Here is a 23900-nt window from a genome sequence, read left to right on the forward strand (position 1 = left end):
CTATGCGGGTGTCGCCGCGGGCCGGGCCTCGGCGCGGTCGAGCTGTTCATCGAGGGCCATGGCGGCCGCGACGAGTGCCAGGTGGGTGAACGCCTGCGGAAAATTGCCCAGTTGCTCGCCGGAAGGACCGATCTCCTCGGCGAACAGCCCCACATGATTGGCGTAGGTGAGCATCTTGTCGAAGGCATATCTGGCTTGAGCCACCCGGCCGGCACGGGCGAGTGCCTCCACATACAGGAAGCTGCAGAGATTGAAGGTGCCCTCGACGCCACGCAGCCCGTCCGGAGATGCCTCCGGGTCGTAGCGGTAGACCAGGCTGTCTCTGACCAGTTCGTCGTCCATCGCGTCGAGAGTGCTCAGCCATACCGGATCACGCGGCGACAGGAATCCCATGCGTGGCATCAGCAGCAGTGACGCATCCAGCACATCGGTGGCGTAATGCTGCACGAAAGCCTGCCGCTTCGCGCTCCAGCCGCGTTCGACGATCTGGGCGAACACCGCGTCCCGCGCCTGCGACCACCGGGCCACGTCGGCCGGCCGCGAGTAGTCGGTGGCCATACGGATGCCTCGATCGAACGCCACCCACGTCATCAGGCGGCTGTAGGTGAATTCCTGCTGCCCGCCGCGCGTTTCCCAGATTCCCTCGTCGGGCCGGTCCCAGTGCTCGGTCAGCCAGTCCATGAGGTTCGCGAACGACCGCCAACCCCAGATACCACCGATGTCCGAGGATTGCGCCAGGGCATCGGCGGCCTCACCGTAGATATCGAGTTGAATCTGATCGGCCGCCGCGTTCCCGACCCGCACCGGTCCGGACCGGCGATAGCCCTCCAGATGGTCCAGTACCTCCTCTTCGAGGTGCGGGTCGCCATCGATCCGGTACATGATCTGCAGCGGCTCGCCGGATGCCGTGTCGCCGGCCTCGAGGCGGTCACGCAACCAGCGCCGGAAGGCCAATGCCTCTTCGGTGAAACCGAGATCGATCAACGCCCGTACCGACAACGAGGCATCGCGGACCCAGGTGTAGCGGTAGTCCCAGTTGCGCTCGCCGCCGATCTGCTCGGGCAGCCCCATCGTGGCCGCGGCGATCGGCGCGCCGGTGGGGTGATAGGTGAGCAGCTTCAACGTGATCGCCGACCGGTTCACCATGTCCCGCCACCGGCCCCGGTAAGTGGACGAACGCAGCCACGACTGCCAGAAATCCCGGCACTGCTCGAAGGCAGTGAAGATGTCCTCCCGCGATGGATCCGGCGGAGCCGTGCCGTCGCTCGCCATGCTCGTCAACACCAGCACGGCGGTCTCCCCCTCGGAAAGCGTGAAGCGGGCCGTGACCTCGCCGTCCTGGGCCCGCAGCTGCACCGGGTCGGTGACCTGCAGATGCAGGTCCGTGCCTGGGCCGTGGAAGACCACGGCACGGTCGCCGACTCGTTCGAGGGTGTGCTCGGCGCGCCCGTAGTCGAATCGCGGGCGGCAGGTCAGCGTGAGCGGCAAGCTACCCCGCACCACCCGTGCCACCCGCACCAATCGATGCCGGTCGGTGGGTGCGGAATCATGGATGGGCACCATGAAATCGGCGACTTCACCGACCCCTTCCGGCGCCATGAACCGAGTGACGAGGATGGCGGTGTCCGGGAGGTACAACTGGCGGATCGCCATCTCTTCTGTTCCGACATCGGCGGCCAGCGCGCAATGCCCGCCCCGCTCGCCGTCGAGCAACGACGCGAAGATGCTCGGTGAGTCGAACCGCGGCGTGCACCACCAGTCGATCGTGCCCGCGGAGGAGACCAGTGCCGCGGTCTGCAGGTCGCCGACGATGCCGTGCTCGGCGATCGGTGGGTAGGCGTTCACGTCCACTCCTTCTTACCGGGAATCGGTCATGACCGAATGGCCCAGAGTGGCTCGACCGGCGTCCGCACCTCCCTCTCCGGGAGCCACTGTCTCTCACAGTGTGCGCCGTGCCACCGACGAACGGGTGCGGACCGACGAAAGGAGATCGGTTCGATAGCGAATCTGCGGCGAATCGACGGACAGTCTCCATAGACGCAGAAATGCCGTCTAGGCCAGGATTCGAATCCGAGCGTGGTGAGCGCCGCGCGACAATCAACTGGATCAGCAACCATCTGACAAACTCGGTCCCTTCGATGAAGACACCGGTGTGGCCGGCGAACCCTGTGAGGGCTGATGGAAGGCAACAGACACGAACTCTTGCACGGACCCCTGTTCTCCCGGAGCGTTCCACTCGACCGCAGGAACGCGGCCAGCAGGATCAGCGCGTACATCTACGGGAACGTCCTGATCCTCGCGGCCTTGATCCCGGTCACACCGTCCGCGGAGGACGTCGGCATCTTGGTCGTCCTCGGGATCGCCCTCTCCACCTTCATCGCGCATTCCTTCGCCGAAGGTGTCGGTCAATCCGTACGTCAGAGCCATGCGCTGTCCCCCCAGGAACGATGGGCGGACCTGCGCGACTCCCTGCCCATTCTCAGTTCGGCGGTGCTGCCATGCGGGATCCTCGCGGCCGCGGCGATCGGGTGGCTCGAACCACGCACCGCGCAGCTGCTCGCGGAGTCGGCCATACTGGTGCGAATCGGCGGGATCGTCTTCGTCATAGGCCGACTCCACGGCGAGCGGCCACACCGCTCGACGCTGATCGGATCGCTGCTATTGGTCTGCGCCGCCACCGCCGTCGTGGCGGTGAAGGTTATTCTGACGCACTGACCTGCGGAGACGATCACACCGTCGAATGGACCAGGTGGAGAATCGCTCATATCCGATCGGATCGTCGAAGAAGGGAGCGAATCACTTCCGAGAATCCCGAACCCGAATGCTCCGTACTCTTATTCGCGCGAGACTCGCAAGAATGGGCCGAAGCCATGACCGAGCGAAACGATCCCGCTGTCGCGGAGTCCGACGAGCACACTGACCCGGCCGATCGATCGACCGGCGCCCGACGTGCCGAATACGGCAGTTCCATGCAGCGCCGGGCACCGTCCGGCATACCGGCCGAATTCGAGCCCGGCGCCGATCGGGATCCGCTCGGGCTGCTGGAAGCACAGGCCGCGACACGAATTCCCGAACTCGTCCCGGTGCGGTACGGGCGAATGAGCACCACTCCGTTCGCCTTCTACCGCGGTGCGGCCGTGGTCATGGCCGATGATCTCGCGCATGCTCCGAACACCGGCTTGACCACTCAACTGTGCGGCGACGCCCACCTGAGCAACTTCGGTCTGTTCGCGACGCCGGAACGCAATCTCGCCTTCGACCTCAACGACTTCGACGAGACCTATCCCGGCCCGTTCGAATGGGACGTCGAACGGCTGGTGACGAGCCTGGCGGTCGCCGGGCGCGAGAACAACCACAGCGGTCGACAACGCAGGAAATATCTCCGTGCCTGCGCCGCCGAGTACCGCGAAGTCATGATCCGCCAGTCGGCCTGCGGAGAGCTCGCGGTCTGGTACTCCCATATCGACGCCGTTGCCCGATTCGACGAATTACGCGAAGTCCTCGATCCCCCGACGAGGAAACGCATCAAGAAGACGATCGACAAGTCCTGGGGCCGAAACAGCGTCCAGGCCCTGTCCAAGCTGACCACCATTGTGGATGGGCAGCCGCGAATCACCAGTACGCCGCCGCTCGTCGTTCCTGTCGAGGAGCTCTTCACCGGCGCCGGCGCGGAGCAGCTGAACCGGGCGCTGATCCAACGGCTCGATCAGTATCGCGACACGCTGCAGGCCGACCGGCGCGCCCTGTTCGACCGATTCGAATACGTGCAGGCGGCGCGCAAGGTGGTCGGGGTGGGCAGCGTGGGCACCCGGGCATGGATCATCCTCCTGCGCGGGCCGGGCAACGATCCGCTGTTCCTCCAGGCCAAGGAAGCTCAGCCGTCGGTCCTCGCCGAGCACCTCGACGGCCCGTCGTTCACCAACCAGGGCGAACGTGTCGTGGCGGGGCAGCGGCTGCTGCAAGCTGCCAGCGATATCTTCCTCGGCTGGCAGCAAGGCGCTGGCGAAGACGGGGTGGTACGGGACTTCTACATCCGTCAATTGCGGGACGGCAAAGGCTCCGCCGACATCCAGACCATGTCCCCCGAACTGATGACTCGCTACGGCCGCCTGTGCGCGTGTGCGCTCGCCTACGCCCACGCACGCGCCGGCGACCGCTTCTCGATCGCCGGTTACCTGGACGCGGACGACGACTTCGAAGACGCGCTGGCCGAATTCGCCGAAAGTTACGCCGACCAGAACGCACGCGATCACGCCGCGCTGCGCGAAGCGATCGAAGAAGGCGCGATCACCGCCTGTCGGTAGGGCGGCCCTGCCGCGCCTGGTCGGCGTTCCGACGATGGAGAAGGGAGCATCATATGTCGTCGGCGTCGGCCGCGAGATCGAGTTCGCTCGTGCTGGTCGTGTTGGCTTCGGGGCAGTTCTTGATGACGCTCGACAGCTCCGTGATGAATGTTTCCATGGCCACGGTCGCCCAGGATCTCGACACCACGATCACCGGCATCCAGACCGCCATCACCCTGTACACGCTGGTGATGGCATCGCTGATGATCACGGGCGGCAAGGTGGGCGCCATCCTCGGCCGCCGCAGGACGTTCGGGTTCGGCCTCGTCGTCTACGGTGCCGGCTCGTTCATCACCGGGCTCGCGCCGAACCTGCCCATCCTCCTGCTGGGGTGGTCTCTGCTGGAGGGAATCGGAGCCGCCTTGATCATGCCCGCGATCGTCGCCCTCGTCGCTGGGAACTTCGCCCCCGAACGCCGGTCCGCGGCCTACGGCCTGGTTGCGGCCGCGGGAGCGATGGCGGTCGCCGTCGGCCCCCTGCTCGGTGGCGCCGTGACCACGTTCGCGTCGTGGCGGTACGTCTTCTTCGGCGAAGTGGTCATCGTCGTGTTGATCTTGCTGGTGCTGCGCCGGGTCGAGGACGCCCCCACCGACCGTGTCCGGCTGGATTTCATCGGGTCGCTGCTGTCGGTGATCGGCCTCGGCACTGTCGTCTACGGGGTGTTGCGGTCGAGCGAATGGGGTTGGGTGCGGACCAAGACCGGTGGGCCCGCCGTGCTCGGTCTGTCGCCGGTCATCTGGCTGCTGATCGGTGGCCTGCTCACGCTGTACCTGTTCCTGCGGAGACAGACCTATCTGGTGGCGCGGGGCCGCGACCCGCTGATCGATCCCGGACTGTTGCGGAATCGGCAACTCGTCGGCGGCTCGGGCATGTTCTTCGCGCAGTTCGCCGTGCAAGCCGGGGTGTTCTTCTCGGTGCCGCTGTTCCTGTCGGTGGTGCTCGAACTCAACGCGCTCGAAACGGGGGTGCGCATCCTTCCGTTGTCGGTCGCGCTGGTCCTGGCCGCGGCGGGCATCCCACGGTTCCGACCGCAGGCCGGCCCCCGTCGGGTCGTTCGGCTGGGTCTGGGCGCGATGATCGCCGGCGTTCTGATCCTGGCCGCCGGGATGGACCCTGGCGCCAATGCGGGCGTGGTGTCGATCCCGATGCTGTTGATGGGTCTGGGGCTGGGCGCGCTGGCCTCGCAGCTGGGCGCCGTCACGGTGTCGGCGGTGCCTGATTCGCGCAGTTCCGAGGTCGGTGGACTACAGAACACCGCCACCACTCTCGGTGCGTCCCTCGGCACCGCGCTGATCGGGTCGATTCTGCTCGCCACGCTAACCTCGACCGTCGTCACGGGCATCGAGAACAACCCGGCGGTTCCGGTGTCCGTGCGCGAACAAGCCACCACGGAACTCGCTGCCGGGGTGCCGTTCCTGTCCGACAGCCAGTTGGCGAGCGCGCTCGACAGCGCCGGTGTCGATGACACAACAGCGGACGCCATCCTCACGGTGAACTCCGACGCCCGTCTCGAAGCGCTGCAAGTGGCATTCGCCGTGACGGCTCTGCTCGCGGTCGCGGCACTGTTCGGCACAGGTCTGTTGCCGCGCCGACCGGCGGCTGCGCGCGACGGGGAGGATGGGCGCGCGTCAGGGGAAGCCGAGTCCGACGCGGAGCGCTGATACGACCGCGCATCGGCGACCTCGCGTCGGATGCTTGGGCTGGTGCGTCATTCCCGGTCGCCGTCGGTCTGCCCGCGCAGATAGCGACCGATGGTGGTCTCGTCCAGAGCCAGCGCCTTGACGATCGATGCCGCACCCACGATCACCACCGACAGGACGAAAAGCCAACTCACCGAAGTGAAGGCCAGCCCCAGCGGACCGAAATGCTCTCGGGCGTTCGTCGTGAGCCGGGGCAACAGGACGCGGCCTGCCGCGTGCACCGCGGTCAATCCCACCGCGGTGAGCACTCCGGAAACCCACAGCAAACGGCCGGTCAGCGCCCCCTTCGTCAGAAGAAAGGGAGCGAGCATCCACACGAACACCCAGATGACCATCTCGCCGAGTAGGGCGAGCAGTCGACCGGCGTAGCGGATCTGCGTGAGGTCGCGGATCTGCCCCACCAGCCCGGCGGCGAGGGCGACAGCGAGCAGCGCGGCCAGCCACCGCCAAGCCTCGCGCGGACCGATCGCGGGAACCTTCCAGACGGCCTCGTATACGCGCGCGAGAGCCCGTGCGAACGACGTGCCGCCGAGCAGGACCATCAGCAGGCCGACCGCACCGAACGCCGCCACCGCCGGGTCGGAGGAAAGGGATCCGCCGTCGGCGGACAGCGATCCGGCGTCGAAACCGAACTGGTCGTTGATCGTCTCCGCAGGCGCGTGCCAGCCACTGAAGACGGACGCGGCGATCATCACCGGTAAGACCGAGGTGAAGATCTGGGCGGCGAGAGCCAGCGACCGGTCCACGAGTTGGATCTCGGCGAGACCCTCGATCACACGGCGCAGCGTCCGTCCATAGGGCGTTCCGCGCAGCCAGCCGGTCGCGACCTGCGTGCGCGCGAGCGATACTTCGCGAGCCAATGCCACCGACAACTTCACGGACCGCACCGCGCTCACTGTCCTTATGTCGTTCCGTCAGGAATGGTCGTGCGAACTGGTCTCGGCGGAGACGAATCGAACGCTACGCCGAGATCGCCGCGACCACGTCTACTTGATCGATTCCAATGGCCGAGCCGACCTCATTCCGGCCGGGACACCGAAACCGCATTGCGAATGTCCCACCTGTGCCAGGATCACTGTGCGAGGCGTCACCGATCGACATGCCCAGGCGGACCCGGAGTCCGGCCTTGTGCAAGCGCCGATGTCCAGGCGTCGAAGGACGCGAACGGAATTCTCCAGCGCATACAGGAGTAGGCCGATGGGATCCAGGAAAAGCGTCAGTGCATTCACGATGACCGCGATGGTGTTGCTCATGACCGCAGGGTGCGGGTCGGACGACGGATCGAATCCGGCGACGACGGATCAGAGGACGCACGGATCGCGGACCCTAGGGGCGACGGCGTCCTCCGCCGTCGGCTCGGCTCTGAATTCCGCGCAGCAGACAATCCAGGATGTGATCAACGCGGCCATCGCCGCCGCACCGATCACCTTCGACAGTGGCAGTTCCGATCTCGGCCCCGGAGATGTCGCCACCATCAAAGCGGTCGCGATCCCATTGCGAGGCAACGACACGAAAATACAGATATCGACATACGCCCGCGACGCCGACGTCGCGGCCGCGAGATCTCTGGCGAAGGCCCGTGGCGACAATATCGCGGCCCAGTTGGAGGCCGAAGGAATCGACAGGGCGCGCGTCGCTGTTCGGGCCGAGGCCAACCCGACAGCGCCGGATGTGCAGGTGGACGAGGCACGGATCGCGGTGGTTGCCCAATAGGAGCCCACGAGGAACGGGTGGTCGTGACCGAATCGCGTCACCACCACCCGTCTGTGGCCGAGCCCGTCAGGGCTCGAGGTCGATCACGCCTTTGCCGCTGGAAATATCGAACGGCACCGAGACTTGGTCGTGAGCGATGAGCCAGGTGTCGTCGATCTTCCGCATTCCGTAGGTGACCCGGACCCACATACCGCTCGTCGCCGCTCCGTTCTTCAGCGTGCCGCTGAGACGAGCGAAGGCGTGCCCGAATGCCACATCCCCGCCGACGGTGAAGGTCAGATCGCGAACCTCGTAAGTGACACTCTCGAAGAACAGGAACACTTTCGCCCAGTTCTCCAGTTTCGCCGCTATCCCGACATGCTGCAGCGGCGGCTCGACATCGAAGGACACGACGTCGGTCGTGTACGACCGCTTCAGGGCATCGAGATCCTTGGCCCGCAGCCCTTCGACCACCTGGTCGATTGTTCGGCGAATCTCGGCTTCATCCAGCTCGGCGGGTGACTGGAAGTCATTGTTCACGGTCATGATCGTCTCCTCAGGAATTGGTGAGAGTGGTTTCGGCACCTGTCCGCAGCGGCGCGAGTGCGGCGCTCCAGGAAATGAGCTGACCCAGTGTCTTGTCCAAGGCGGCGGCATGATGTTCGCGCGGTGTGAAGGTGGTGTGATTCTCGAAATCGGTGAGCACCGAGATCGCGACCTGATAGCCGACGACGGCCATGCCCAGCGTGCCGCAGATCGTCCGCAACTGCACCACCGCGCGAGCGCCGCCGTTGACGCCGTAGGAGACGAACCCGACCGCCTTGTCGCCCCACTCCGCGAACAAGTGGTCGAGGGCGTTCTTCAGCACGCCGGGGACCCCGCCGTTGTACTCGGGGGTCACCACCACGAAGCCGTCGAACGGGGCGATCCGCTCGGCCCAGGCGCGAGTGTGCGCGTTGACCGACGGGCCGAACATCGGCGGCACCGGCTCGTCCAGATGCGGTAGCGGGTGGTCGCACAGGTCGATCAATTCGAATTCGGCGTCGCCGCGCTGCGATGCCGCCTCCAGGACCCACCGGGCGACCTGCGAGCCGTTGCGGTTGGGCCGGGTACTGCCGAGGATGATGCCGATTTTCAGTGTCACGATCTACCGACGACACAGCCGTCCGGAATGTCAGGCCGCCTCACAAATCGCGTCGCTGATTCGTCGGTTCTGTGAGTGACACACCGACCGAAGGAGCCGAGCATGACCGACCCGCACCTGCCCGCGGTGATCAGTGAACGTCGCCAGCTGATCAACCTCGCCTACCGGCTGCTCGGCTCCCTGGCCGAGGCCGAGGACGTGGTGCAGGAAACCTATGCGCGCTGGTACGCGCAGTCCGAGCGGCAGCGGCGGGAGGTGGCGGCGCCCGGCGCGTGGTTGACGACGGTCGCCAGCCGGATCTGCCTCGATCTGCTCGGCTCGGCACGGGCCAGGCGGGAAAGTTATGTGGGCGAATGGATTCCGGAGCCGGTACCCGGCAAATCCGAGTGGCTCGACGGTCCCGTCGACCCCGCCGACCGGGTCACCCTCGACGAGTCGATCAGCATGGCCTTTCTCGTCGTGCTGGAGTCCATGACCCCGGCCGAGCGGGTGGCGTTCGTTCTGCACGACGTCTTCCGTTACTCCTTCGCCGAGGTCGCCGAGATCGTCGGGCGCACTCCCGCGGCCTGCCGCCAGCTCGCCTCCAGCGCACGCCGCCGCATCGATACCTCGCGCAGCCCGTCGAGCACCGAGCGCACCGAGGTGGTCCGGGATTTCAAGCGAGCCTGGGAGACCAGGGACATCGCGGCCCTCATCGGCCTGCTCGATCCGCAAGCGACCGCGACCGCCGACGGCGGCGGCCTGGCCCCGGCCTTCCTCGACCCGATCGACGGCGGCGAGCGGATCGCCCGCGCCTGGATGGAAATCGCTGCCAGGGGCCCCGCGGTGACTCTGGTGGAGCGCACGGTGAACGGCCAGCCCGGTCTGGTCGCACTCCTCGACGGCACCATCGTCTCGGTCTACGCCTTCGACATCGCCGACGGCCGGATCACGCACATCTGGGCGATCCGGAATCCGGAGAAACTGCAGGCCTGGACGGTCGGCTGAACCGAACGGCCGACGGCGACGCGCGAAGCGCGGCTACAGCATCGCGGCCGGGACGACCGAGATCAGTCCACCGTCGACGAGGATGTCCTGCCCGTTGATGTAGGACGCTTCGTCCGACGCGAGGAAGGCGACCGCCGCCGCGACGTCCTCCGGGGTTCCGACCCGGCCCGCGGCAACCGTGGTGGCGATCGCGGACTTGACCTCGGCCGACGCTTCGGCGCGGAAGGCCGGGGTGTCGATGTACCCGGGGCTCACCGAGTTGACGCGGATGCGCCGCGTGGTCAGATCGGCGGCGAAGGTTCGGGCGAGACTCTGCACCGCGGCTTTGCTCGCGGTATAGAGCGCGGCGGCCGGTGCGCCGCGATACGGGGCGAAGGATGCGTTGATGACGATCGCCGCACCGTCCGGCAGGAGAGGCAGCGTCTTCTGGACGGTGAAGAACGCCGCCTTCAGGTTGATGTCCAGGACACGGTAGAACTCGGCTTCGGTGACTTCCTCGATGGTCTGGAACGCGCCGATGCCTGCGTTCGCGAACACCACGTCCAACCGGCCGAACCGGTCGCGAATGGTCGCCGCCAAGGTGTCGAGATCGGTGAGATCGGTGGCGTCACCGGCGATTCCGAGAGCTCGCTCGCCGAGTGCGCCGACCGCGGCGTCGAGCCGGGCCTTGTCGCGCCCGGTGACGATCACCTGCGCTCCTTCGGCGATGAGCCGGTGCGCGGTGGCCGAGCCCATGCCGCTGGTGCCGCCGGTGATGAGTGCGATCTTGTCGTCGTATCGGGAGCTGTGGTGCGTCATGCGTCCAGCGTGCCGACGCGGCCCCGGAGTGAACAGTGCGCGTTTATGGTGGGTGTGGCACCACCACCTTGCGACTGTCAGGCGGGCGAGGTTACGCGGTGGCGGAGCCGTTCCAGCCGCTGACCGGTGGCGGTTCCCGGCCGCGGGTTGTACAGCACCAGTTGCCATTCGGGATGGTCCGCGACCGTGAGCGTCGTCGCGTCGAAGAACAATTCACCGAGGTCGGGATGACGCAGCGCGTTCACCGCCTGCGCGGGAACTCCGACTTCCTGCCGCTCCCAGAGTTCGGCGAATTCCGGGCTCACCAGCGCGAGATTGTCCACCACTCTGCGGAAATCGGCGTCACCGGGGCAAATGGCCGCGCTCGCCCGATAGGCGGCAACGACGGCGGGTGCGTTCGCCGCCCACAGCTCGTCCATCGCTCGATAGCGAGGATTGGTGAAATAGGTCAGCAGGCAATTGTGTTCACCGTCGCCGTAGCCGAACACAACTCGAGCCGCGTCGTTGCACGTCAGCACATTCCAGTAGCGGTCGCGCAGCACCGCGGGCCGCCCGTCCCAAGCATCGACCAACTGCCGCACTTCCGGCGTGACGGCGGTGACCGGCGCGCACTCCAGGGGCGGCGGATTGAGTCCCGCCAGCAGGTACAGATGAATCCGTTCCGGGGCGCTCAGCCTCAGCACTCGGGCGATCGCATCGAGCACCTCGTCGGAGACGGTGATGTCGCGCCCCTGCTCCAGCCAGGTGTACCAGGACACTCCGACCCCGGCCAGCACGGCGACCTCTTCTCGCCGCAGTCCGGGCGTGCGCCGACGGCCCGTCGCCGGGATACCGGCATCCTCCGGCCGCACCCGCGCCCGCCTGGCGCGCAAGAAGTCACGCAACAACTCGCGGCGGCGCGGCACGGCTTCGCTGGTCATGAGCCACGGTAACAAGCGCCCCGCGGGTCGTGGGCGCCGGTGCACCGCACCGTTATGGTTTCCCTGACGAAATCCTCGCCTGCGTTCACGCCCGCGTGAGCGGGGCGGGCAGCGGGATACCGTCATAACCAAAACGAACGGGAGGTTCAGACGTTTATGGCGATCGACGGTCTCGGACGGTACGGAGTATGGCGCGGCTACCGGGGATTCAGTCCCGCGGACGCCGCCGAACTCGAGGGGCTCGGGTACAGCGCGCTGTGGCTCGGCGGTTCGCCGCCCGCTGATCTGCCGGTGGTGGAGTCGCTGCTCGAGGCGACGGAGACGCTGATCGTCGCCACCAGCATCGTGAACATCTGGACGGCACCGGCGAAGACGGTCGCCGAATCGTTCCACCGGATCGAACAGCGATTCCCCGGTCGTTTCCTGCTCGGTGTCGGCGTGGGGCATCCGGAGGCCAACAAGCCGTACCGGAAACCGTACGACGCGCTGGTGGAATACCTCGACGAGCTCGACGCGGCCGGGGTGCCGAAGGAGCGGATGGCCCTGGCCGCCCTCGGACCCAAGGTGCTCGAACTCTCCCGGGAGCGCACCGCGGGCGCGCTGCCGTATCTGGCCCCACCGGAGCACACCGCCGATGCGCGCCGGATCCTCGGCTCCGCGCTGCTGGTCGCCGAGCAGAAATTCGTGCTCGACGACGATCCGCAGCGGGCGCGCGAAGTCGGCAGGCAGATGGTAGAGATGTACCTCGGCCTGCGCAACTACGTATCGAACCTGCGGCGTCTCGGCTTCTCCGAGGAGGATGTGGCCAAGCCCGGCAGTGACCGTCTCATCGATGTGCTCGCGGTGCACGGCACGCCCGTGGAGGTCACCGGGCAACTGGTCGAGCATCTGAACGCGGGCGCCGACCACATTGCGCTGCAGGCGCTGGACGCGGACTATCTCGGCTCACTGCGCCAACTCGCGCCGCTGCTCACCGCGGTCGACTGAATCACCGTGACGGTGCGGCCGACCGGCCGCACCGTCAGGAGTCGACGAGGATCAGGCGCAGCCTTCGAGGGTGGCGTGCGCCAGTTCGGAGACGACATCGCCTATTTCGCCGCGGGCGCGCATCGCTTGGAGCTGGCGCCGGGCGCCGTTACCGCGCTGATCGAGGGCTGCGATCGTTTCGGTGACGAAGCTGTGGTCACCGAAGTCCCGCAGGGCCTGCTCGGTGTGACCGACGAGTTTGTCCAGCAAGGCTCGGTGCGGGACCACACGCCCTTCGACCGGATCGAGCCCGTCGCCGTCCAAGCCCGACTGCGCGGCGTTCCAATACGCGGCGCGGAGCACTTCGGCGGGGACGGGTGGCGCGGGCTCACCCCGCTCGATCGAGCGCAGGCCCGTGGCAACGGTGGCTCGGATCAAAGCGGCGAGCAGCGCGGCTTCCTCCGCGGTGGCAGGCACATCGCTGACCCGGATCTCCACGGTGGGGAACGATTCCGAGGGCCGGATGTCCCAGTACACCATTTTGTTGTCCAAGATGCTGCCGCTGGCGAGCATCATGGCGACGATCGCGTCGTAATCGTCGACGGAAGGGAAGTACGGCGGCGGTCCCGCGCTCGGCCAGCGCCGCCAGAGAATGCTGCGCCAGCTCGCATAGCCGGTCTCGCTGCCACGGTAGATCGCGGAATTGGCCGTCAACGCCAGGAACACCGGCAACCACGGACGCACATAATTGCCGACCAGTATCGCGGTGTCGCGGTCGGGCACACCGACATGCACGTGGCATCCGCACAGTCCTTGTTCGTGAGCGATCATGCCGAAGGTCTCGCCTATCCGCCGATATCGAGGCGTGTCGGTGACCGGGAAGCCCTCGGGAACAGTCGGCGGCACCGCGACCGCCAGCAGTCGAGCGTCGTTCTCGGCCGCGCATTCGGCGACGGTCCTGCGCAGTGTGCGTAATTCCGTGAGCAGGTCGCCGATGTCGGCGTGCACGGCGCTGCTGGTTTCCACCTGACAGCTGGTCAGCTCCAATTGCAGGTCGATATCCGCCTTCTTCGCCGCCTCGGCCACCTGAATGTTCTTCGGTGCGGGAGCGCCGGTTTCGGGATCGGTCAGCAGGAATTCCTCTTCGACACCGACGGTCGGCACGCTATCCATGGTTGCGCGTCACGCCCTTCGATTCGCGGCCATCGGTCGGGCAACCATCGGCTGTCCCGGGCTTTCTCACGTCCACACCAGTCCTCCTTCACCACAACCCCTTCGAACTCGATGTCGAGTCCGCATGCACCGGATCGCACGCCGCTGCGGTCCCACGGGCGAATGGTCCGGCTCCAGCGAGCGGTATCCGACCTGCGTATCGACGGCGAACGAAAGGTGTTCGGGCTGTACCCGGGGGCGTACGAGCCCAAACAGTTCGGGCGGCGTCTTCGATGAGGCGGGCCGCGGTGCCGTATCTGTGCGACAGAAGGGCGGTTACTGCTTGCGGACGACCAATTCCAGCGCGATGTTGTCCGGATCGCGGAATTCCAGAATGTACATGGGACCGAGGTCTTTCACGCCCGCGTGCGCGATACCGAGTTCGTCGAGCACGGCAGCCGCCGCATCGAGATCCGACCGAGTGGCCAGGGCGAAGGCGAGGTGGTCGAGTCCTACGCGATCTTCGTCGAACTCGTCGCTGGCGACCGGGCGAAGTCCGAGCAGCGCGTCACCCATCTGGTAGATCACACCGCCGAAGAGGAACCCGAAACGGGCCCGAGTGGCCTCGTCCGCGTCCGCGGGACACTCCCACGCGATCGGCCATCCGAAGACGGCGTCGTAGAACGCCCGGGATCTGTCGATGTCGGTGACTGTCAAGCGGACGTGGTCGAACGAACGGGTGGAAATCGGCATGATCGAGATCCTGTCATGCGCACAGGACGTCGCTCGGGCGACCCGACCGCGCGGTGACGAGGTCGCCGGTCCCCTGCCGCCACAGCCGCAACTGGAGCTGGTTCGGCCCGGTGGCCACGATGTGGAAGCGGGTCCGGTCCAGCGCGGTCCTCGCCGAGCGTAGGTCGATTCGGCAGGCCGCGCGCATGGATTCGATGGCCGCCACGTCGTCCGGACCGGCGTAGCGGGGTCGCTGCTGCCGGTCGCCGGGTAGCGCCCGATCAGCAGGTGACCTCGTCGTGGGCGGCGCGATCGAACGACACATGGACATGGTCGTAGTGATTGGCGGTCGGGCTTCCGCGGTCTTCCATGTACGACCAACCGCTGCCGTCGTTGTACCGCTGCCGCCAGATCACGTACGTCACCCCGAAACGCCGCTGATTGGCGAGGACGAATTCGGCGATCGCGTCGCCGCGGGCCGGATCGGGGGTCATGAAATCGAGCGCCAGGCCTGCGCCGTGATCGCCGTCGCCACGGCCGACGGCGCCGCCGACATCGGTGACGGCGAAGGTCTTCTTGAGCAGGTTGCCCACCTGCGCCACGTGCGGCCGTGCGCCGGCGAGTTCCGTCGAACACGGGACCGGGGGCGGCGGCGGGGGCGGATGCTGCACGGCTGCCTTGGCCGTCGGCGGTGGTTGCGCGGCCGCGGCCACTGCCGGTGCTTGCAGCGGTGTGGACGGCGCCACAGTCGGTGCCGGCGCCACAGTCGGTGACGGCGCGGGTGTCGGTGACGGGTCGGTCTCGACGCCGGCCGCCGACGGTGAATCGACCGCGGCAGGCCGAGCCGCCGGAGCCGTGCGCAGCGCCACCCACAGCACGAGGGCCAAGGCCGTCGCGACGCCGCACGCAGCCAAAACGGTGAACTTTCGGCCCGCGGCTCGTTTGCGGTGTTGGCCAGACATGATGTCGCTACCGGTTACTGTCGGGGATAGGTCTCCGACACATTACGAAACGGTCGCGGAAATGTCACGCCCAGATCTCAGGCGGGGAGGTCATGCCTCCCCGAGGTGGAGCATCTTCGGACCTGCGCGCACCGTCCCAGCGCACCGGTTCGATCTCGACGAGAGGGCGTCGGTCGGCGGCCTATGGGGACGGATCAGCGGCCGATGACCGCAACAGGCGCGCGCCCCGGAGGTAAACTTTGCTGGCTCGCGAAGGACGATTTTCGCCCCGAACGGTCGACAAAATGATCAGTCGACGATTTCGATGACCCCGAATCGCCACAGCATCGCGTACAGCTCCCGCAACGGCACGGCGAGCACCTGCGTCAGTGCGCCGGTCAGCGGGTCCGAGCCGCCGCCTACATCTATTCCCATCACATAGGACACCGTGCGGATGCCAGGCGTCGGCTTCTCGAACAGACCATTACCGGGAGGCAACAAATGGCCGAAAAAACAATCAGCGGCCACCGAAATGCCGTCGATCAGGTGCTGGCCGCGCAGGGTTTCGCGATGGACCTGCCGTTGGTCGGCCGGGTCCGTATCCCACGGCCCGAGCAGTTGGCGTACTACGGCGCACTCGGCGCACTGGCCGCCGCGGAGATCATCGAATGGCCCGTCGCGGTGGTCCTCGCGGCCGGTCACTGGCTGGCGCAGGATCAGCACAATCGCGTCGCACACCAGATCGGTGAGGCTCTCGAAGAGGCCTAGCGCAGCGAGCCACGGCCACCTGCCCGCGTAACGGCGCATACGACGCCGGAACGCGAGCCGGTGCGGAGTCCGCGGGTTACCCCGGGTTGACCGCGGTCAGCACACGGTCGTCGGCGGCGCCGTCCAGCCGTGCACCGACCTGAGGGTAGGTCGGATACTCGATGCCCGAGATGTACTGCACGGTTCGCACGACCTGGCACGAGTAGCCGAACTCGTTGTCGTACCAGACGTAGAGGATCGCGGTGTCACCCTCCACGATTGTGGCGTTCGCGTCGATGATCGACGCCGCGCGCGATCCGATGAAGTCGCTGGAAACCACGTCCGTGGCGGCGGTGTAGTCGAGGTTGCGGCTCAACGGCCCGGCGAGCGAAACCCCGCGCAGGTAGGCGAGCACCTCGCTCTTGGTTGTCTCCCGCCGCAGCTGCAGGTTCAGAATCGCGACGGACACGTCCGGGGTGGGAACGCGAATCGAGTTGCCGGTGATCTTGGCTTCGAAATCCGGCATGGCCTTCGCGACCGCGGACGCGGCGCCCGTTTCGGTGAGCACGAGATTGAACGGCGCGGAACGACCGCGACGGTCCGCCTTGTGGAAGTTGTCCAGGAGGTTCTGGTCGTTGGTGAACGAGTGCACCGTCTCCACGTGCCCGCGGATGATGCCGTATTCGTCGTCCATCGCCTTGAGCGGGGGAACGATCGCGTTGGTCGTGCAGGAGGCGCACGAGAAGATCTGCTGCGAGAGATCCAGGCTGCGATGGTTGACGCCGTGCACGATGTTCGGGATGTCGCCCTTGCCGGGCGCGGTGAGCACCACCTTCGCGATGCCGGGGCGCAGATGCTGCGACAGACCGTCGCGATCGCGCCACCTACCGGTGTTGTCGATCAGGATCGCGTTCGTTATGCCGTAGGCGGTGTAGTCGATGGCCGTCGGGTCGTCGCTGTAGATGAACTTGATCGTGTTCCCGTTCGCGGTGATCGTGTCATTGCCGGTGTCGACCTTGATCGTGCCGTTGAAGTGGCCGTGCACCGAATCCCGGCGCAGCAACGACGCTCGCTTGTTCAGATCGTCGTCGCCTCCTCTGCGCACCACCACGGCACGCAGATTCAGCCCGTTGCCGGATCCGGCCTTCTCGATGAGCAGGCGAGCGACCAGGCGACCGATGCGGCCGAAGCCGTAGAGCACGACGTCCCTCGGGCCGGATGACCGAGCCTTGTTGCCGTTGGTCACCTCGGCCAGCACCGCTTCGGTGAACTCTCGGATCGAGAGGCCGCGATCGTCGGCGCGATAGGTCATCACCAACTGACCGAGGTCGATCTTGCACGGCCCCAGATCGAGTTCGCTGAGCACTTGCAGGAAGGGCAGGGTCTCGTCCACCGACAACTCCTCGCCCGCGATCTGCCGCGCGAAGCGGTGCGTTCGCAGGATGCTGATCACCGACTTGTTCACCAGCGACCGGCTGTGCAGCAGGATCGTCACGCCCTTGCGCCGATACAACGTGCCGATGATGGGAATCATCGCCTCGGCGGCGGCTTCCTGGGCGTTCCAGCGGTCAAGTTGTTCGGTGCTCAACGTGGGTTCCTCGGATTCCTCGATGTGGACGCGTATCGATGCTAATGAGGGCCGCGATATCACCGAGGCCGGATCCCCGGTCGTGAGATCGCCAGGTGGTGTCGCCGATCGAGCGCCATCGGCGACATCCGACGGGTGACCTCGATGACTCGGCCGACAGGGTGACCTCGGCGACATCACCGGACCGGGCGGTCGAGGCGCTCGCCCGATCCGGCAGCGGCGCCTATCCGATATCGACCACTCGGGCCCATACGGGCGGCGCGTCCGGGATGTAGTCGGGATCGTGTTCCTGCCATGAAGCGGTGTACTGCCGACGGAACAGGCCCACCACCGTCCGGCACGGTGGCCGTCTGGACGGCCAGGGCGTCTGGCCGTCGGTCAAGACCACGAGCACATCGGGGTGGGGGTGGGTTCGCACCGCCTTGGCCATGCCCGTGCGCAGGTCGGTGCCACCGCCGCCGACCAGCGGTATTCGCTCCGCACGGCACAGCGGGTGGACGATTCTCGCCGCCGCGTCGCACGACAGCACGGTGACCAGGTCACGGCGGCCGCCCACGGCACGGGCGATGGCGGCCACTTCGAGCAGCGCGCTGCCCAGCTCGGTGTCGCTGACCGACCCCGATGTGTCGATGAGCACCGAGACCCGAGGTGGCGTTCGCCGCAGACTCGGCAGCACCACGCCGGGCAGCCCAGCCGAGCGCCGTGCGGGGCGGCCATAGGTGTAGTCCTCCCCCGCGCCGGCGCCACAGACCGCCGAGCGGATGGCCGCTCCCAGCAGATCGCGCCAGGGTTGCGGTGGGTGGAACGCTTCTTCCGCCCACCGCTGCCAGCCTTTGGACGCGCTCCCCGGACGGCCGATGATCCCTTGCGCCACCCGGAATCGGACAGCGTCTCGTTCCTGCTCGGTGAGGCCGTCCGCGCCGTCCGGTCCCAGCTCCCACTCGCGTTCCAATCCGTCTGCGCCACTACCGCAGTCGATCCAGGCCACGCCGTCCGTATGCGGTCCGAGCCGGAACTCGCGCAGGTAGTCCTCCATGAGCTCCCCTTCGGGCAACCCCAGCGCCGCGGGTGTGACAGCGTCATCGGGCCTGGCCAGGCCGTCGCCGAATGCGTCGTCGTTGATTTCGCAGTCCGCGGCGATGTTCATCCGCAGTCGTTCCGCCGGGCCGGTCAGGTCGTGTCGCCGGGCGAATCGGTCGCTGCGACCGTGGTGGTCGCGCAGCAGATGTGACACCTCGTGCACCCACACGGCGGCCAGGTCCTCCACCGAGGTCCGGTCGACGAACACCGGCGACACGTAGCATCGCCAGTACCGGTCGACGCCCATCGTCGGCACTCGGCGTGACTCGACGACGCACAGCGCGAACAGAGCGGTCGCCAGATAGGGCCGGGCCCTCGCGGCCTGCAAGCGGGCGGCGAAGAGCTTGTCGCGGTCCAGCGCTCCCGGCGCGTTCGCGCTCATCGGCCCGCCTTCGCGGCGACACGGCCGGCTGCCCGATCCGCTTCCTGGGACACAGATGCCACCGCGGCGAGTCGCTCGATCGCCGCGGGCACGTCCCAGTCGTCCCGGCGCAGCGTGGCGAGAGTCGTTGCGGGAACGACGATCAAGTCCGGTGCTCCGGTTTCCGAAGCCTTGACCAGAAGCGCCCACGCCGCATCCCAGCGGGACTTCTCCGGGCGTTTACGGACTGCCGCCACCACGCCGTCGAGCACGGCCTGGCGCAGATCCCCACGCTCGGGCAAGACGGCGGCCGCTGGATCGGCGAGCAGTGCCTCCGGGTCGGGGAGGTCCATCCGGTCGAGCGCGGCCAGCAGTTCGAAACCCGGCCCGTCGCCCACAGCGCCCCGGACCAGCAGGGAAAGCACGTCCCGGGAGGAATCGGCCGCGGTGGCGAAGGCGATCAACCGCAGTGTCATCTCCCAGCTTCGAGGCGACGGCCACGGACCGCCCCGGCGCGTTTCGGTGCTGGGCAGCTGATGCACGAGAGCGGGCCGCGCCGCGAGCAGCCCGCACACCGCACGGCGCGCGAAAGCTACTGCCTCGCCGAGCTTTTCGGGAGCCAGCCGCGGCAGTGTCGCGTGCGGCCAGGTCCCGCCGAGGCCGCGAACCACAACGTCGTGATCGTGGGTCCATTGCAGATGCACGAACCGGTTCGCCAGCGGCGGGCTCAGCTCCCAGCCGTCGGCCGCCGAGGATCGCGGGTTGGCCGCGGCTACGATCCGCACCTCGGGCGGCAGTTGGAGGGCGCCGATCCGTCGCTCCAGGACCAGGCGGAGCAGGGCGGCCTGCACCGCGGGCGGCGCCGTGGACAATTCGTCCAGGAACAGCAGGCCACGACCGGCCCGGACGAGTCGTACGGCCCAGTCCGGCGGAGCCATCGGGACGCCGTGTTCCGCGGGGTCGTCCCCGATGATGGGCAGGCCCGAGAAGTCCGACGGCTCGTGCACGCTGGCGATCACCGTGGTCAGCGGAAGGTCCAGGTCGGCGGCGAGTTGGGTGAGGGCAGCGGTCTTCCCGATCCCCGGCTCGCCCCACAGCAGAACCGGTAGGTCGGCGGCCACGGCCAGCGCCAAGGCCTCCAATTGGGGATCGGTGCGGGGTTCGGTGGTCACCTCGCGCAGCAGAGTCAGCAACTCGTCGGCGACGTCGAGTTGGGTGGGACGGACCGGATCGGCGGACGTGCGGACAGCAGTAAGCATGTGTGATCACCTCGAGGGTCGGCGGAGTCGAGTGGAAGCGGCGAGGATCGCCGGGTCAGTGCGAGGTCGCGTGGCGCGGGTGCGCGCGACGATCGCGTGGGCGGCGAATCGGTGGGATGCGGCCGATTCCTGGTTCGGACAGGCCGGATTTGAACAGTCCGTGGATGATTCGGCGTTGCGCGGACGTCTCGAGTTCATCGCGCAGCGCACCGTCGCGCAGTATCGCGTCGGGACCGAGCAGTCCTCCCACGATGGCCAGCGCACCGGCGGTGTCGCCATGGTCCAAACGCTCCCGGACGCCGGCGAGACAATCCGGATGACGGTGCGCCTCGTCGATAGCCCGAAGGCAAGGCAGCGGAGTGCCGGTCAGAGCGACCAGCAGTTCCTCCCGCCGGATCTCGGCCTGGTCGTGGTCGAGCGCGGACAAGACCCCGTCGACCAGCCCGATCCGGTGCTGTTCTCCCCTGCATTGCACGAGACGCGGTTGATCCGCCCGGTCCGTGACCCGTGGTGCGCCGGTCGGCGAATAGTCGGGCACCAGCGCCGAGGCGACCAGCGGATGCAGCCGATCCGCCGCAATCGCGCCGGCCCGGATCAGTTCCAGATCGGGCAGCACCCAGGTCGCCGCGTCGGGCAGGACGGGCAGCGCCGAGATGCCGCCGGTTGGGTATCCCGACGCGATTCGCACCGTCGGCGGCCCGTCCCCGTCCGAGTCCAGGTCCAGGACCAACCGTCGCCGGGCTCCGAGACGTACGACGAAGGTACTGCCGTGCCGTCCCTCGGCCTGACGCAGAATCTCCGCCTCGGCCGCCCATCGGTCGACAGCGCAGCGGCGAGCCCGCGGCGCTACGGCGAGCAGTTCGGGGTCGAGCATCGGGCGGTCATCGGCGTCGTGCTCGGCCCCGGAGCGTATCCCCAGCTCATCGACCCTGCGTGCGTCCCACAGGTGGCGATGGAGATCCAGCCGGAAACGCCGATCGGGACGCGGATGCGGGTGGAGGCCGCTACCGGCCCCGGCGGACCCGTCCCACAGCGCGAGGCTGATCCGCTGACCGGCGTCCGCCCACGCCGGGGCGGTCCGAACGACGAGGTGCACGGGAGGGGAGCCACGCCGGTCCTGCGCCGCGCCGTACCGCGCCAACGCGATGGTCAGACCCGGTCGTAACAAGCCGTCCGGAGCGACCCTCGGCATATGCCAGCGCAACAGGTCGGGAGCCAGATGGCGGAGATCGGCACGGATTCGAGCCGCGAGGTCGTGCCCGTGACTACGCGCCACCGACCGCAAATCGAAATCGACGTCGAAGCCTGCCGCGGCGCACGCGCCCGCCCAGTCCCCCACACGACGGCGGGCGGTAGCAGTCTCGATCATGGAAGGCGGCACGGCGAATTCACGCACACGCGGCCAGAAGGAAAAGCGGGAGTCGTCCCCATTCGCGATGTGAGTGAGCATCAGCACTCACCTTGCACGAATGGAACCCCCAATCTTTGGACAGAAGGAGTCGTCATCGAGTCGATGATAGCGTCCCGCGTCGACACCGGCCAATCGACACAGACCCGTGACAGAACATGTTGCCGCCCAGCTCTTTTCGCTTTCACCGCAGCGATCGCGGACAGGTCGGCGCGTCGTTCCGGTTCGCGCACAACCACTTCCGCAAAAAGCGGAAACATCATGCCACGCACCGGAGATGGGCGGCATCCAGCGCCGGGCACATCGTCGCCCGCGGCCGGTCGTGCTGCCGCTCGGTTCGTGGAGAGTGTCCGCGTGTCCCGAGCGACCGCCGGTCTCCGTCGAAGCTGTCGTCGACTTTCGCGGGTGGGCTGAACGGGGTGTCTTCAACCGCGGGAGGCGTAGGCACGGTGGAGGGCCTTGATCGAATCGGCGAGTTCGGCGACCGGCCCGTCCACCACGGCGCCCGGCACGACGTCGGTGATCGGCAGCGCCGCGACCGGTGCCCGTGGGACGCCCCACTCCGCCAGCCAGGACACCAGCTGGTCGGAGGACACGGCGTACACGATCCGCCCGAGGCCGACCCAGCCGTGGCTGGCCGCACACATCGGGCAGTGTTCGCCGGAGGTGTAGACGGTGGCCGCGGCGCGCTCGTCAGGCGGCAGGTGGGCCGCTGACCACCGGGAGATCTCGAACTCGGGATGGCGTGTCGCGTCACCGGCCTTGATCCGGTTCCGGTCCTCGAAAAGCACTTTCCCGTCGGCCGAGACCAGGAGCGAGCCGAACGGCTCGTCCCCGTCTTCGAGTGCCTCTGCGGCGAGTTCGACGCAGCGGCGCAGGTGCGTGAGGTCCTCGGCGGTAATGGTCATGGGACCATTTTGCTGGCCGGGAGCGGGTGGGCCTTGCCGGAGTCGACAAGGCCCACCCGCCGGCGCAGCCGATCGGTCAGCGCATCGGCGCCGGTCCGCATTCCTTGCCCATCAGGTCGGGGAGGTGGGCCCACCCGGACGAGCAGCTCACGACCTCGCCGCCGTTCACCAGGAACGGCTGCGTGATCTCTCCGCTCTGCGGCGCACCGTTCGACGGCGTGCACTCCATAGCGGTCACCCTGCCCTCCCACACCGGCGAATGGGACGAACAGTTGTAGTTCCACATCTCCTGTTGTGCGGAGACGGTCGGCGGACAGAACAGCAGCGCCGCGGCGGCGGCGAAGAACGGGGGAAGGCCGAGACGAACGAGGCGTGTGGCTCTCATGACGATCTCCTTGTCCTGGTTCCGTGCGGTCTGAATCGATAACCGTCCCGGACGTCCGGCCCGGGTGGTAGCGAGCAGAAACTGCGTGGTTGCTCAGGAGAGAACGTGCACACTGCGAGAAGGACGCTACGCCGGAGACGCCCCACCCCGGTGGGAAACGCAGGCCGCTGTGATCATCCGGATATCCGGCGACCGTGCCGGCCGCCGGACGCGGGTGAAAGACGCACGCAGATGACCTTCTGCCCTGTCGGCACCTACGTCACCGTCGAATGATGATCGGAGTAACGAGCGTGCCGCCGTAGTAGAAGGAGATGCATCATGACGACCGCGCGGACGATCATGCGGCCCGACGTACAGCACATCAATGTCCGAGACACCATGGAAACAGCCGCCCAGCGCATGCGTCAGCTCGACATCGGCGCATTGCCGATCTGCGACGGCGAATGCCGTCCCGTCGGCATCGTCACCGATCGCGACATCGTCGTGAAGGTGATAGGTGTCGGCGCGAACCCGAAGACCACCACCGCAGGAGAATTGGCACAGGGCGCCGACCAACTGCACACGGTGGATATCGACACCGATATGCATGATGCGCTGCTGCTCATGGAGCAGAAGCGGATCCGTCGGCTCCCGGTCACCGATAAGGGCATGCTGGTCGGCATCATCACCGAGGCCGATCTGGCCCGCAATCTGGCCGATAGCACCGTCGGCGAATTCGTCGAGGCGGTCTGCGCGGCGCATCTGCCCGCCACCGAGAAAGTGTGAGTAACTGAACGGGATTACCGACCC

Annotated in this window: 25 protein-coding genes; 8 read left to right on the forward strand and 17 right to left on the reverse strand. The window is 67.3% G+C overall.

Translation table 11 applies throughout. The annotated features are described in order from the left end of the window. Window positions 1-1845: a glycoside hydrolase family 15 protein gene (locus NB3_RS19045; protein WP_067805179.1), complete on the reverse strand. Its 1845-nt coding sequence runs from the start codon at window positions 1843-1845 to the stop codon at window positions 1-3. Between the two features lie 333 nt (window positions 1846-2178). On the opposite strand from NB3_RS19045, the gene NB3_RS19050 reads away from it, so the two are divergent. From NB3_RS19050 to NB3_RS19060, 3 genes are all read left to right on the forward strand, one after another. Continuing rightward, window positions 2179-2715: a hypothetical protein gene (locus NB3_RS19050; RefSeq protein WP_067804974.1), complete on the forward strand. Its 537-nt coding sequence runs from the start codon at window positions 2179-2181 to the stop codon at window positions 2713-2715. Between the two features lie 155 nt (window positions 2716-2870). Continuing rightward, window positions 2871-4304 carry a DUF2252 domain-containing protein gene (locus tag NB3_RS19055; RefSeq protein ID WP_067804977.1) on the forward strand — a complete coding sequence of 478 codons (1434 nt, stop codon included), beginning with the start codon at window positions 2871-2873 and terminating at the stop codon, window positions 4302-4304. A gap of 122 nt (window positions 4305-4426) precedes the next feature. Next, the gene (locus NB3_RS19060) at window positions 4427-6004 is read left to right on the forward strand and encodes an MFS transporter (protein ID WP_244891974.1); all 1578 of its coding nucleotides are present in this window, start codon (window positions 4427-4429) and stop codon (window positions 6002-6004) included. 47 nt (window positions 6005-6051) lie between these two features. On the opposite strand, the gene NB3_RS19065 is transcribed toward NB3_RS19060, so the two are convergent. Continuing rightward, window positions 6052-6930: a hypothetical protein gene (locus NB3_RS19065; RefSeq protein WP_067805181.1), complete on the reverse strand. Its 879-nt coding sequence runs from the start codon at window positions 6928-6930 to the stop codon at window positions 6052-6054. Between the two features lie 352 nt (window positions 6931-7282). Between NB3_RS19065 and NB3_RS35625 the strand changes: the two genes are divergently transcribed. After that, window positions 7283-7756 carry an OmpA family protein gene (locus NB3_RS35625; RefSeq protein ID WP_169810708.1) on the forward strand — a complete coding sequence of 158 codons (474 nt, stop codon included), beginning with the start codon at window positions 7283-7285 and terminating at the stop codon, window positions 7754-7756. A 66-nt stretch (window positions 7757-7822) separates the two neighbouring features. On the opposite strand, the gene NB3_RS19075 is transcribed toward NB3_RS35625, so the two are convergent. Both NB3_RS19075 and NB3_RS19080 read right to left on the reverse strand, forming a co-directional pair. After that, the gene (locus NB3_RS19075; RefSeq protein ID WP_244891968.1) at window positions 7823-8320 is read right to left on the reverse strand and encodes a YybH family protein; all 498 of its coding nucleotides are present in this window, start codon (window positions 8318-8320) and stop codon (window positions 7823-7825) included. Continuing rightward, complete coding sequence (locus NB3_RS19080) at window positions 8292-8879, reverse strand: NADPH-dependent FMN reductase (RefSeq protein ID WP_067804990.1); 588 nt, start codon at window positions 8877-8879, stop codon at window positions 8292-8294. The genes NB3_RS19075 and NB3_RS19080 overlap by 29 nt, the downstream gene beginning before the upstream one ends. Window positions 8880-8981: 102 nt before the next feature. Between NB3_RS19080 and sigJ the strand changes: the two genes are divergently transcribed. Then, window positions 8982-9866 carry an RNA polymerase sigma factor SigJ gene (gene sigJ, locus NB3_RS19085; protein WP_067804993.1) on the forward strand — a complete coding sequence of 295 codons (885 nt, stop codon included), beginning with the start codon at window positions 8982-8984 and terminating at the stop codon, window positions 9864-9866. Window positions 9867-9899: 33 nt separating this feature from the next. Here the strand turns inward: sigJ and NB3_RS19090 are convergent, their stop codons facing one another. Together NB3_RS19090 and NB3_RS19095 are read right to left on the reverse strand one after the other, a co-directional pair. Further along, on the reverse strand, window positions 9900-10664 hold the full coding sequence (locus tag NB3_RS19090) for a glucose 1-dehydrogenase (protein WP_067804996.1): 765 nt from the start codon (window positions 10662-10664) through the stop codon (window positions 9900-9902). Between the two features lie 77 nt (window positions 10665-10741). Next, the gene (locus tag NB3_RS19095) at window positions 10742-11584 is read right to left on the reverse strand and encodes a helix-turn-helix transcriptional regulator (RefSeq protein ID WP_067804998.1); all 843 of its coding nucleotides are present in this window, start codon (window positions 11582-11584) and stop codon (window positions 10742-10744) included. Between the two features lie 156 nt (window positions 11585-11740). Here NB3_RS19095 and NB3_RS19100 point away from each other — a divergent pair, with 156 nt between their 5' ends. Further along, window positions 11741-12571 carry an LLM class F420-dependent oxidoreductase gene (locus NB3_RS19100; protein WP_067805001.1) on the forward strand — a complete coding sequence of 277 codons (831 nt, stop codon included), beginning with the start codon at window positions 11741-11743 and terminating at the stop codon, window positions 12569-12571. A gap of 51 nt (window positions 12572-12622) precedes the next feature. Here the strand turns inward: NB3_RS19100 and NB3_RS19105 are convergent, their stop codons facing one another. The 5 genes from NB3_RS19105 to NB3_RS36265 all read right to left on the reverse strand — a co-directional run bounded on the left by NB3_RS19105 (window position 12623) and on the right by NB3_RS36265 (window position 15810). Then, the gene (locus NB3_RS19105; protein WP_067805004.1) at window positions 12623-13723 is read right to left on the reverse strand and encodes a glutamate--cysteine ligase 2; all 1101 of its coding nucleotides are present in this window, start codon (window positions 13721-13723) and stop codon (window positions 12623-12625) included. A gap of 315 nt (window positions 13724-14038) precedes the next feature. Next, window positions 14039-14455, reverse strand: a complete 417-nt coding sequence (locus NB3_RS19110; RefSeq protein WP_067805006.1) for a VOC family protein — start codon at window positions 14453-14455, stop codon at window positions 14039-14041. A gap of 13 nt (window positions 14456-14468) precedes the next feature. Then, on the reverse strand, window positions 14469-14759 hold the full coding sequence (locus NB3_RS35140) for a hypothetical protein (protein WP_157111869.1): 291 nt from the start codon (window positions 14757-14759) through the stop codon (window positions 14469-14471). Beyond that, window positions 14716-15396 (reverse strand): VldE C-terminal domain-containing protein, encoded by a 681-nt coding sequence (locus NB3_RS36690; RefSeq protein WP_084823476.1) that lies wholly within the window; start codon window positions 15394-15396, stop codon window positions 14716-14718. Before NB3_RS36690 ends, NB3_RS35140 begins: the two co-directional genes overlap by 44 nt. Window positions 15397-15684: 288 nt before the next feature. Beyond that, window positions 15685-15810: an Rv1535 domain-containing protein gene (locus tag NB3_RS36265; protein ID WP_244891969.1), complete on the reverse strand. Its 126-nt coding sequence runs from the start codon at window positions 15808-15810 to the stop codon at window positions 15685-15687. A gap of 66 nt (window positions 15811-15876) precedes the next feature. Between NB3_RS36265 and NB3_RS19125 the strand changes: the two genes are divergently transcribed. Continuing rightward, entirely contained in the window at window positions 15877-16143 is a 267-nt protein-coding gene (locus tag NB3_RS19125; RefSeq protein ID WP_067805011.1) for a hypothetical protein, read from the forward strand. A 76-nt stretch (window positions 16144-16219) separates the two neighbouring features. On the opposite strand, the gene NB3_RS19130 is transcribed toward NB3_RS19125, so the two are convergent. The 6 genes from NB3_RS19130 to NB3_RS19155 all read right to left on the reverse strand — a co-directional run bounded on the left by NB3_RS19130 (window position 16220) and on the right by NB3_RS19155 (window position 23111). Next, window positions 16220-17656, reverse strand: coding sequence for a glyceraldehyde-3-phosphate dehydrogenase (locus NB3_RS19130; protein WP_371855921.1), 1437 nt, complete (start codon window positions 17654-17656; stop codon window positions 16220-16222). Between the two features lie 277 nt (window positions 17657-17933). Then, window positions 17934-19172 (reverse strand): vWA domain-containing protein, encoded by a 1239-nt coding sequence (locus tag NB3_RS19135; RefSeq protein WP_067805017.1) that lies wholly within the window; start codon window positions 19170-19172, stop codon window positions 17934-17936. Continuing rightward, on the reverse strand, window positions 19169-20410 hold the full coding sequence (locus NB3_RS19140) for an AAA family ATPase (protein WP_067805020.1): 1242 nt from the start codon (window positions 20408-20410) through the stop codon (window positions 19169-19171). The genes NB3_RS19135 and NB3_RS19140 overlap by 4 nt, the downstream gene beginning before the upstream one ends. Before the next feature lie 55 nt (window positions 20411-20465). Beyond that, on the reverse strand, window positions 20466-21860 hold the full coding sequence (locus tag NB3_RS19145) for a hypothetical protein (protein ID WP_067805188.1): 1395 nt from the start codon (window positions 21858-21860) through the stop codon (window positions 20466-20468). Window positions 21861-22243: 383 nt separating this feature from the next. Continuing rightward, complete coding sequence (locus NB3_RS19150) at window positions 22244-22726, reverse strand: nucleoside deaminase (RefSeq protein ID WP_067805023.1); 483 nt, start codon at window positions 22724-22726, stop codon at window positions 22244-22246. Between the two features lie 76 nt (window positions 22727-22802). Further along, entirely contained in the window at window positions 22803-23111 is a 309-nt protein-coding gene (locus NB3_RS19155) for a hypothetical protein (RefSeq protein ID WP_067805025.1), read from the reverse strand. A gap of 318 nt (window positions 23112-23429) precedes the next feature. On the opposite strand from NB3_RS19155, the gene NB3_RS19160 reads away from it, so the two are divergent. After that, window positions 23430-23876, forward strand: coding sequence for a CBS domain-containing protein (locus NB3_RS19160; RefSeq protein ID WP_067805027.1), 447 nt, complete (start codon window positions 23430-23432; stop codon window positions 23874-23876). The last annotated feature ends 24 nt before the right edge of the window (window positions 23877-23900 follow it).

Origin of the sequence: Nocardia beijingensis NBRC 16342, assembly GCF_001612785.1 — a bacterium.
GTDB classification, from domain to species: domain Bacteria; phylum Actinomycetota; class Actinomycetes; order Mycobacteriales; family Mycobacteriaceae; genus Nocardia; species Nocardia beijingensis.

Coding starts and splice junctions, on each gene's coding strand:
- NB3_RS19105 (WP_067805004.1), bottom strand. CDS start 13,723: ATGGATAGCGTGCCGACCGTCGGTGTCGAAGAGGAATTCCTGCTGACC.
- NB3_RS36690 (WP_084823476.1), bottom strand. CDS start 15,396: ATGTCTGGCCAACACCGCAAACGAGCCGCGGGCCGAAAGTTCACCGTT.
- NB3_RS19100 (WP_067805001.1), top strand. CDS start 11,741: ATGGCGATCGACGGTCTCGGACGGTACGGAGTATGGCGCGGCTACCGG.
- NB3_RS19145 (WP_067805188.1), bottom strand. CDS start 21,860: ATGCTCACTCACATCGCGAATGGGGACGACTCCCGCTTTTCCTTCTGG.
- NB3_RS19095 (WP_067804998.1), bottom strand. CDS start 11,584: ATGACCAGCGAAGCCGTGCCGCGCCGCCGCGAGTTGTTGCGTGACTTC.
- sigJ (WP_067804993.1), top strand. CDS start 8,982: ATGACCGACCCGCACCTGCCCGCGGTGATCAGTGAACGTCGCCAGCTG.
- NB3_RS19135 (WP_067805017.1), bottom strand. CDS start 19,172: ATGAGCGCGAACGCGCCGGGAGCGCTGGACCGCGACAAGCTCTTCGCC.
- NB3_RS35140 (WP_157111869.1), bottom strand. CDS start 14,759: ATGTGTCGTTCGATCGCGCCGCCCACGACGAGGTCACCTGCTGATCGG.
- NB3_RS19155 (WP_067805025.1), bottom strand. CDS start 23,111: ATGAGAGCCACACGCCTCGTTCGTCTCGGCCTTCCCCCGTTCTTCGCC.
- NB3_RS19150 (WP_067805023.1), bottom strand. CDS start 22,726: ATGACCATTACCGCCGAGGACCTCACGCACCTGCGCCGCTGCGTCGAA.
- NB3_RS19050 (WP_067804974.1), top strand. CDS start 2,179: ATGGAAGGCAACAGACACGAACTCTTGCACGGACCCCTGTTCTCCCGG.
- NB3_RS19090 (WP_067804996.1), bottom strand. CDS start 10,664: ATGACGCACCACAGCTCCCGATACGACGACAAGATCGCACTCATCACC.
- NB3_RS19125 (WP_067805011.1), top strand. CDS start 15,877: ATGGCCGAAAAAACAATCAGCGGCCACCGAAATGCCGTCGATCAGGTG.
- NB3_RS19140 (WP_067805020.1), bottom strand. CDS start 20,410: ATGCTTACTGCTGTCCGCACGTCCGCCGATCCGGTCCGTCCCACCCAA.
- NB3_RS36265 (WP_244891969.1), bottom strand. CDS start 15,810: ATGGGAATAGATGTAGGCGGCGGCTCGGACCCGCTGACCGGCGCACTG.
- NB3_RS35625 (WP_169810708.1), top strand. CDS start 7,283: ATGGTGTTGCTCATGACCGCAGGGTGCGGGTCGGACGACGGATCGAAT.
- NB3_RS19130 (WP_371855921.1), bottom strand. CDS start 17,656: ATGATTCCCATCATCGGCACGTTGTATCGGCGCAAGGGCGTGACGATC.
- NB3_RS19060 (WP_244891974.1), top strand. CDS start 4,427: ATGACGCTCGACAGCTCCGTGATGAATGTTTCCATGGCCACGGTCGCC.
- NB3_RS19055 (WP_067804977.1), top strand. CDS start 2,871: ATGACCGAGCGAAACGATCCCGCTGTCGCGGAGTCCGACGAGCACACT.
- NB3_RS19160 (WP_067805027.1), top strand. CDS start 23,430: ATGACGACCGCGCGGACGATCATGCGGCCCGACGTACAGCACATCAAT.
- NB3_RS19110 (WP_067805006.1), bottom strand. CDS start 14,455: ATGCCGATTTCCACCCGTTCGTTCGACCACGTCCGCTTGACAGTCACC.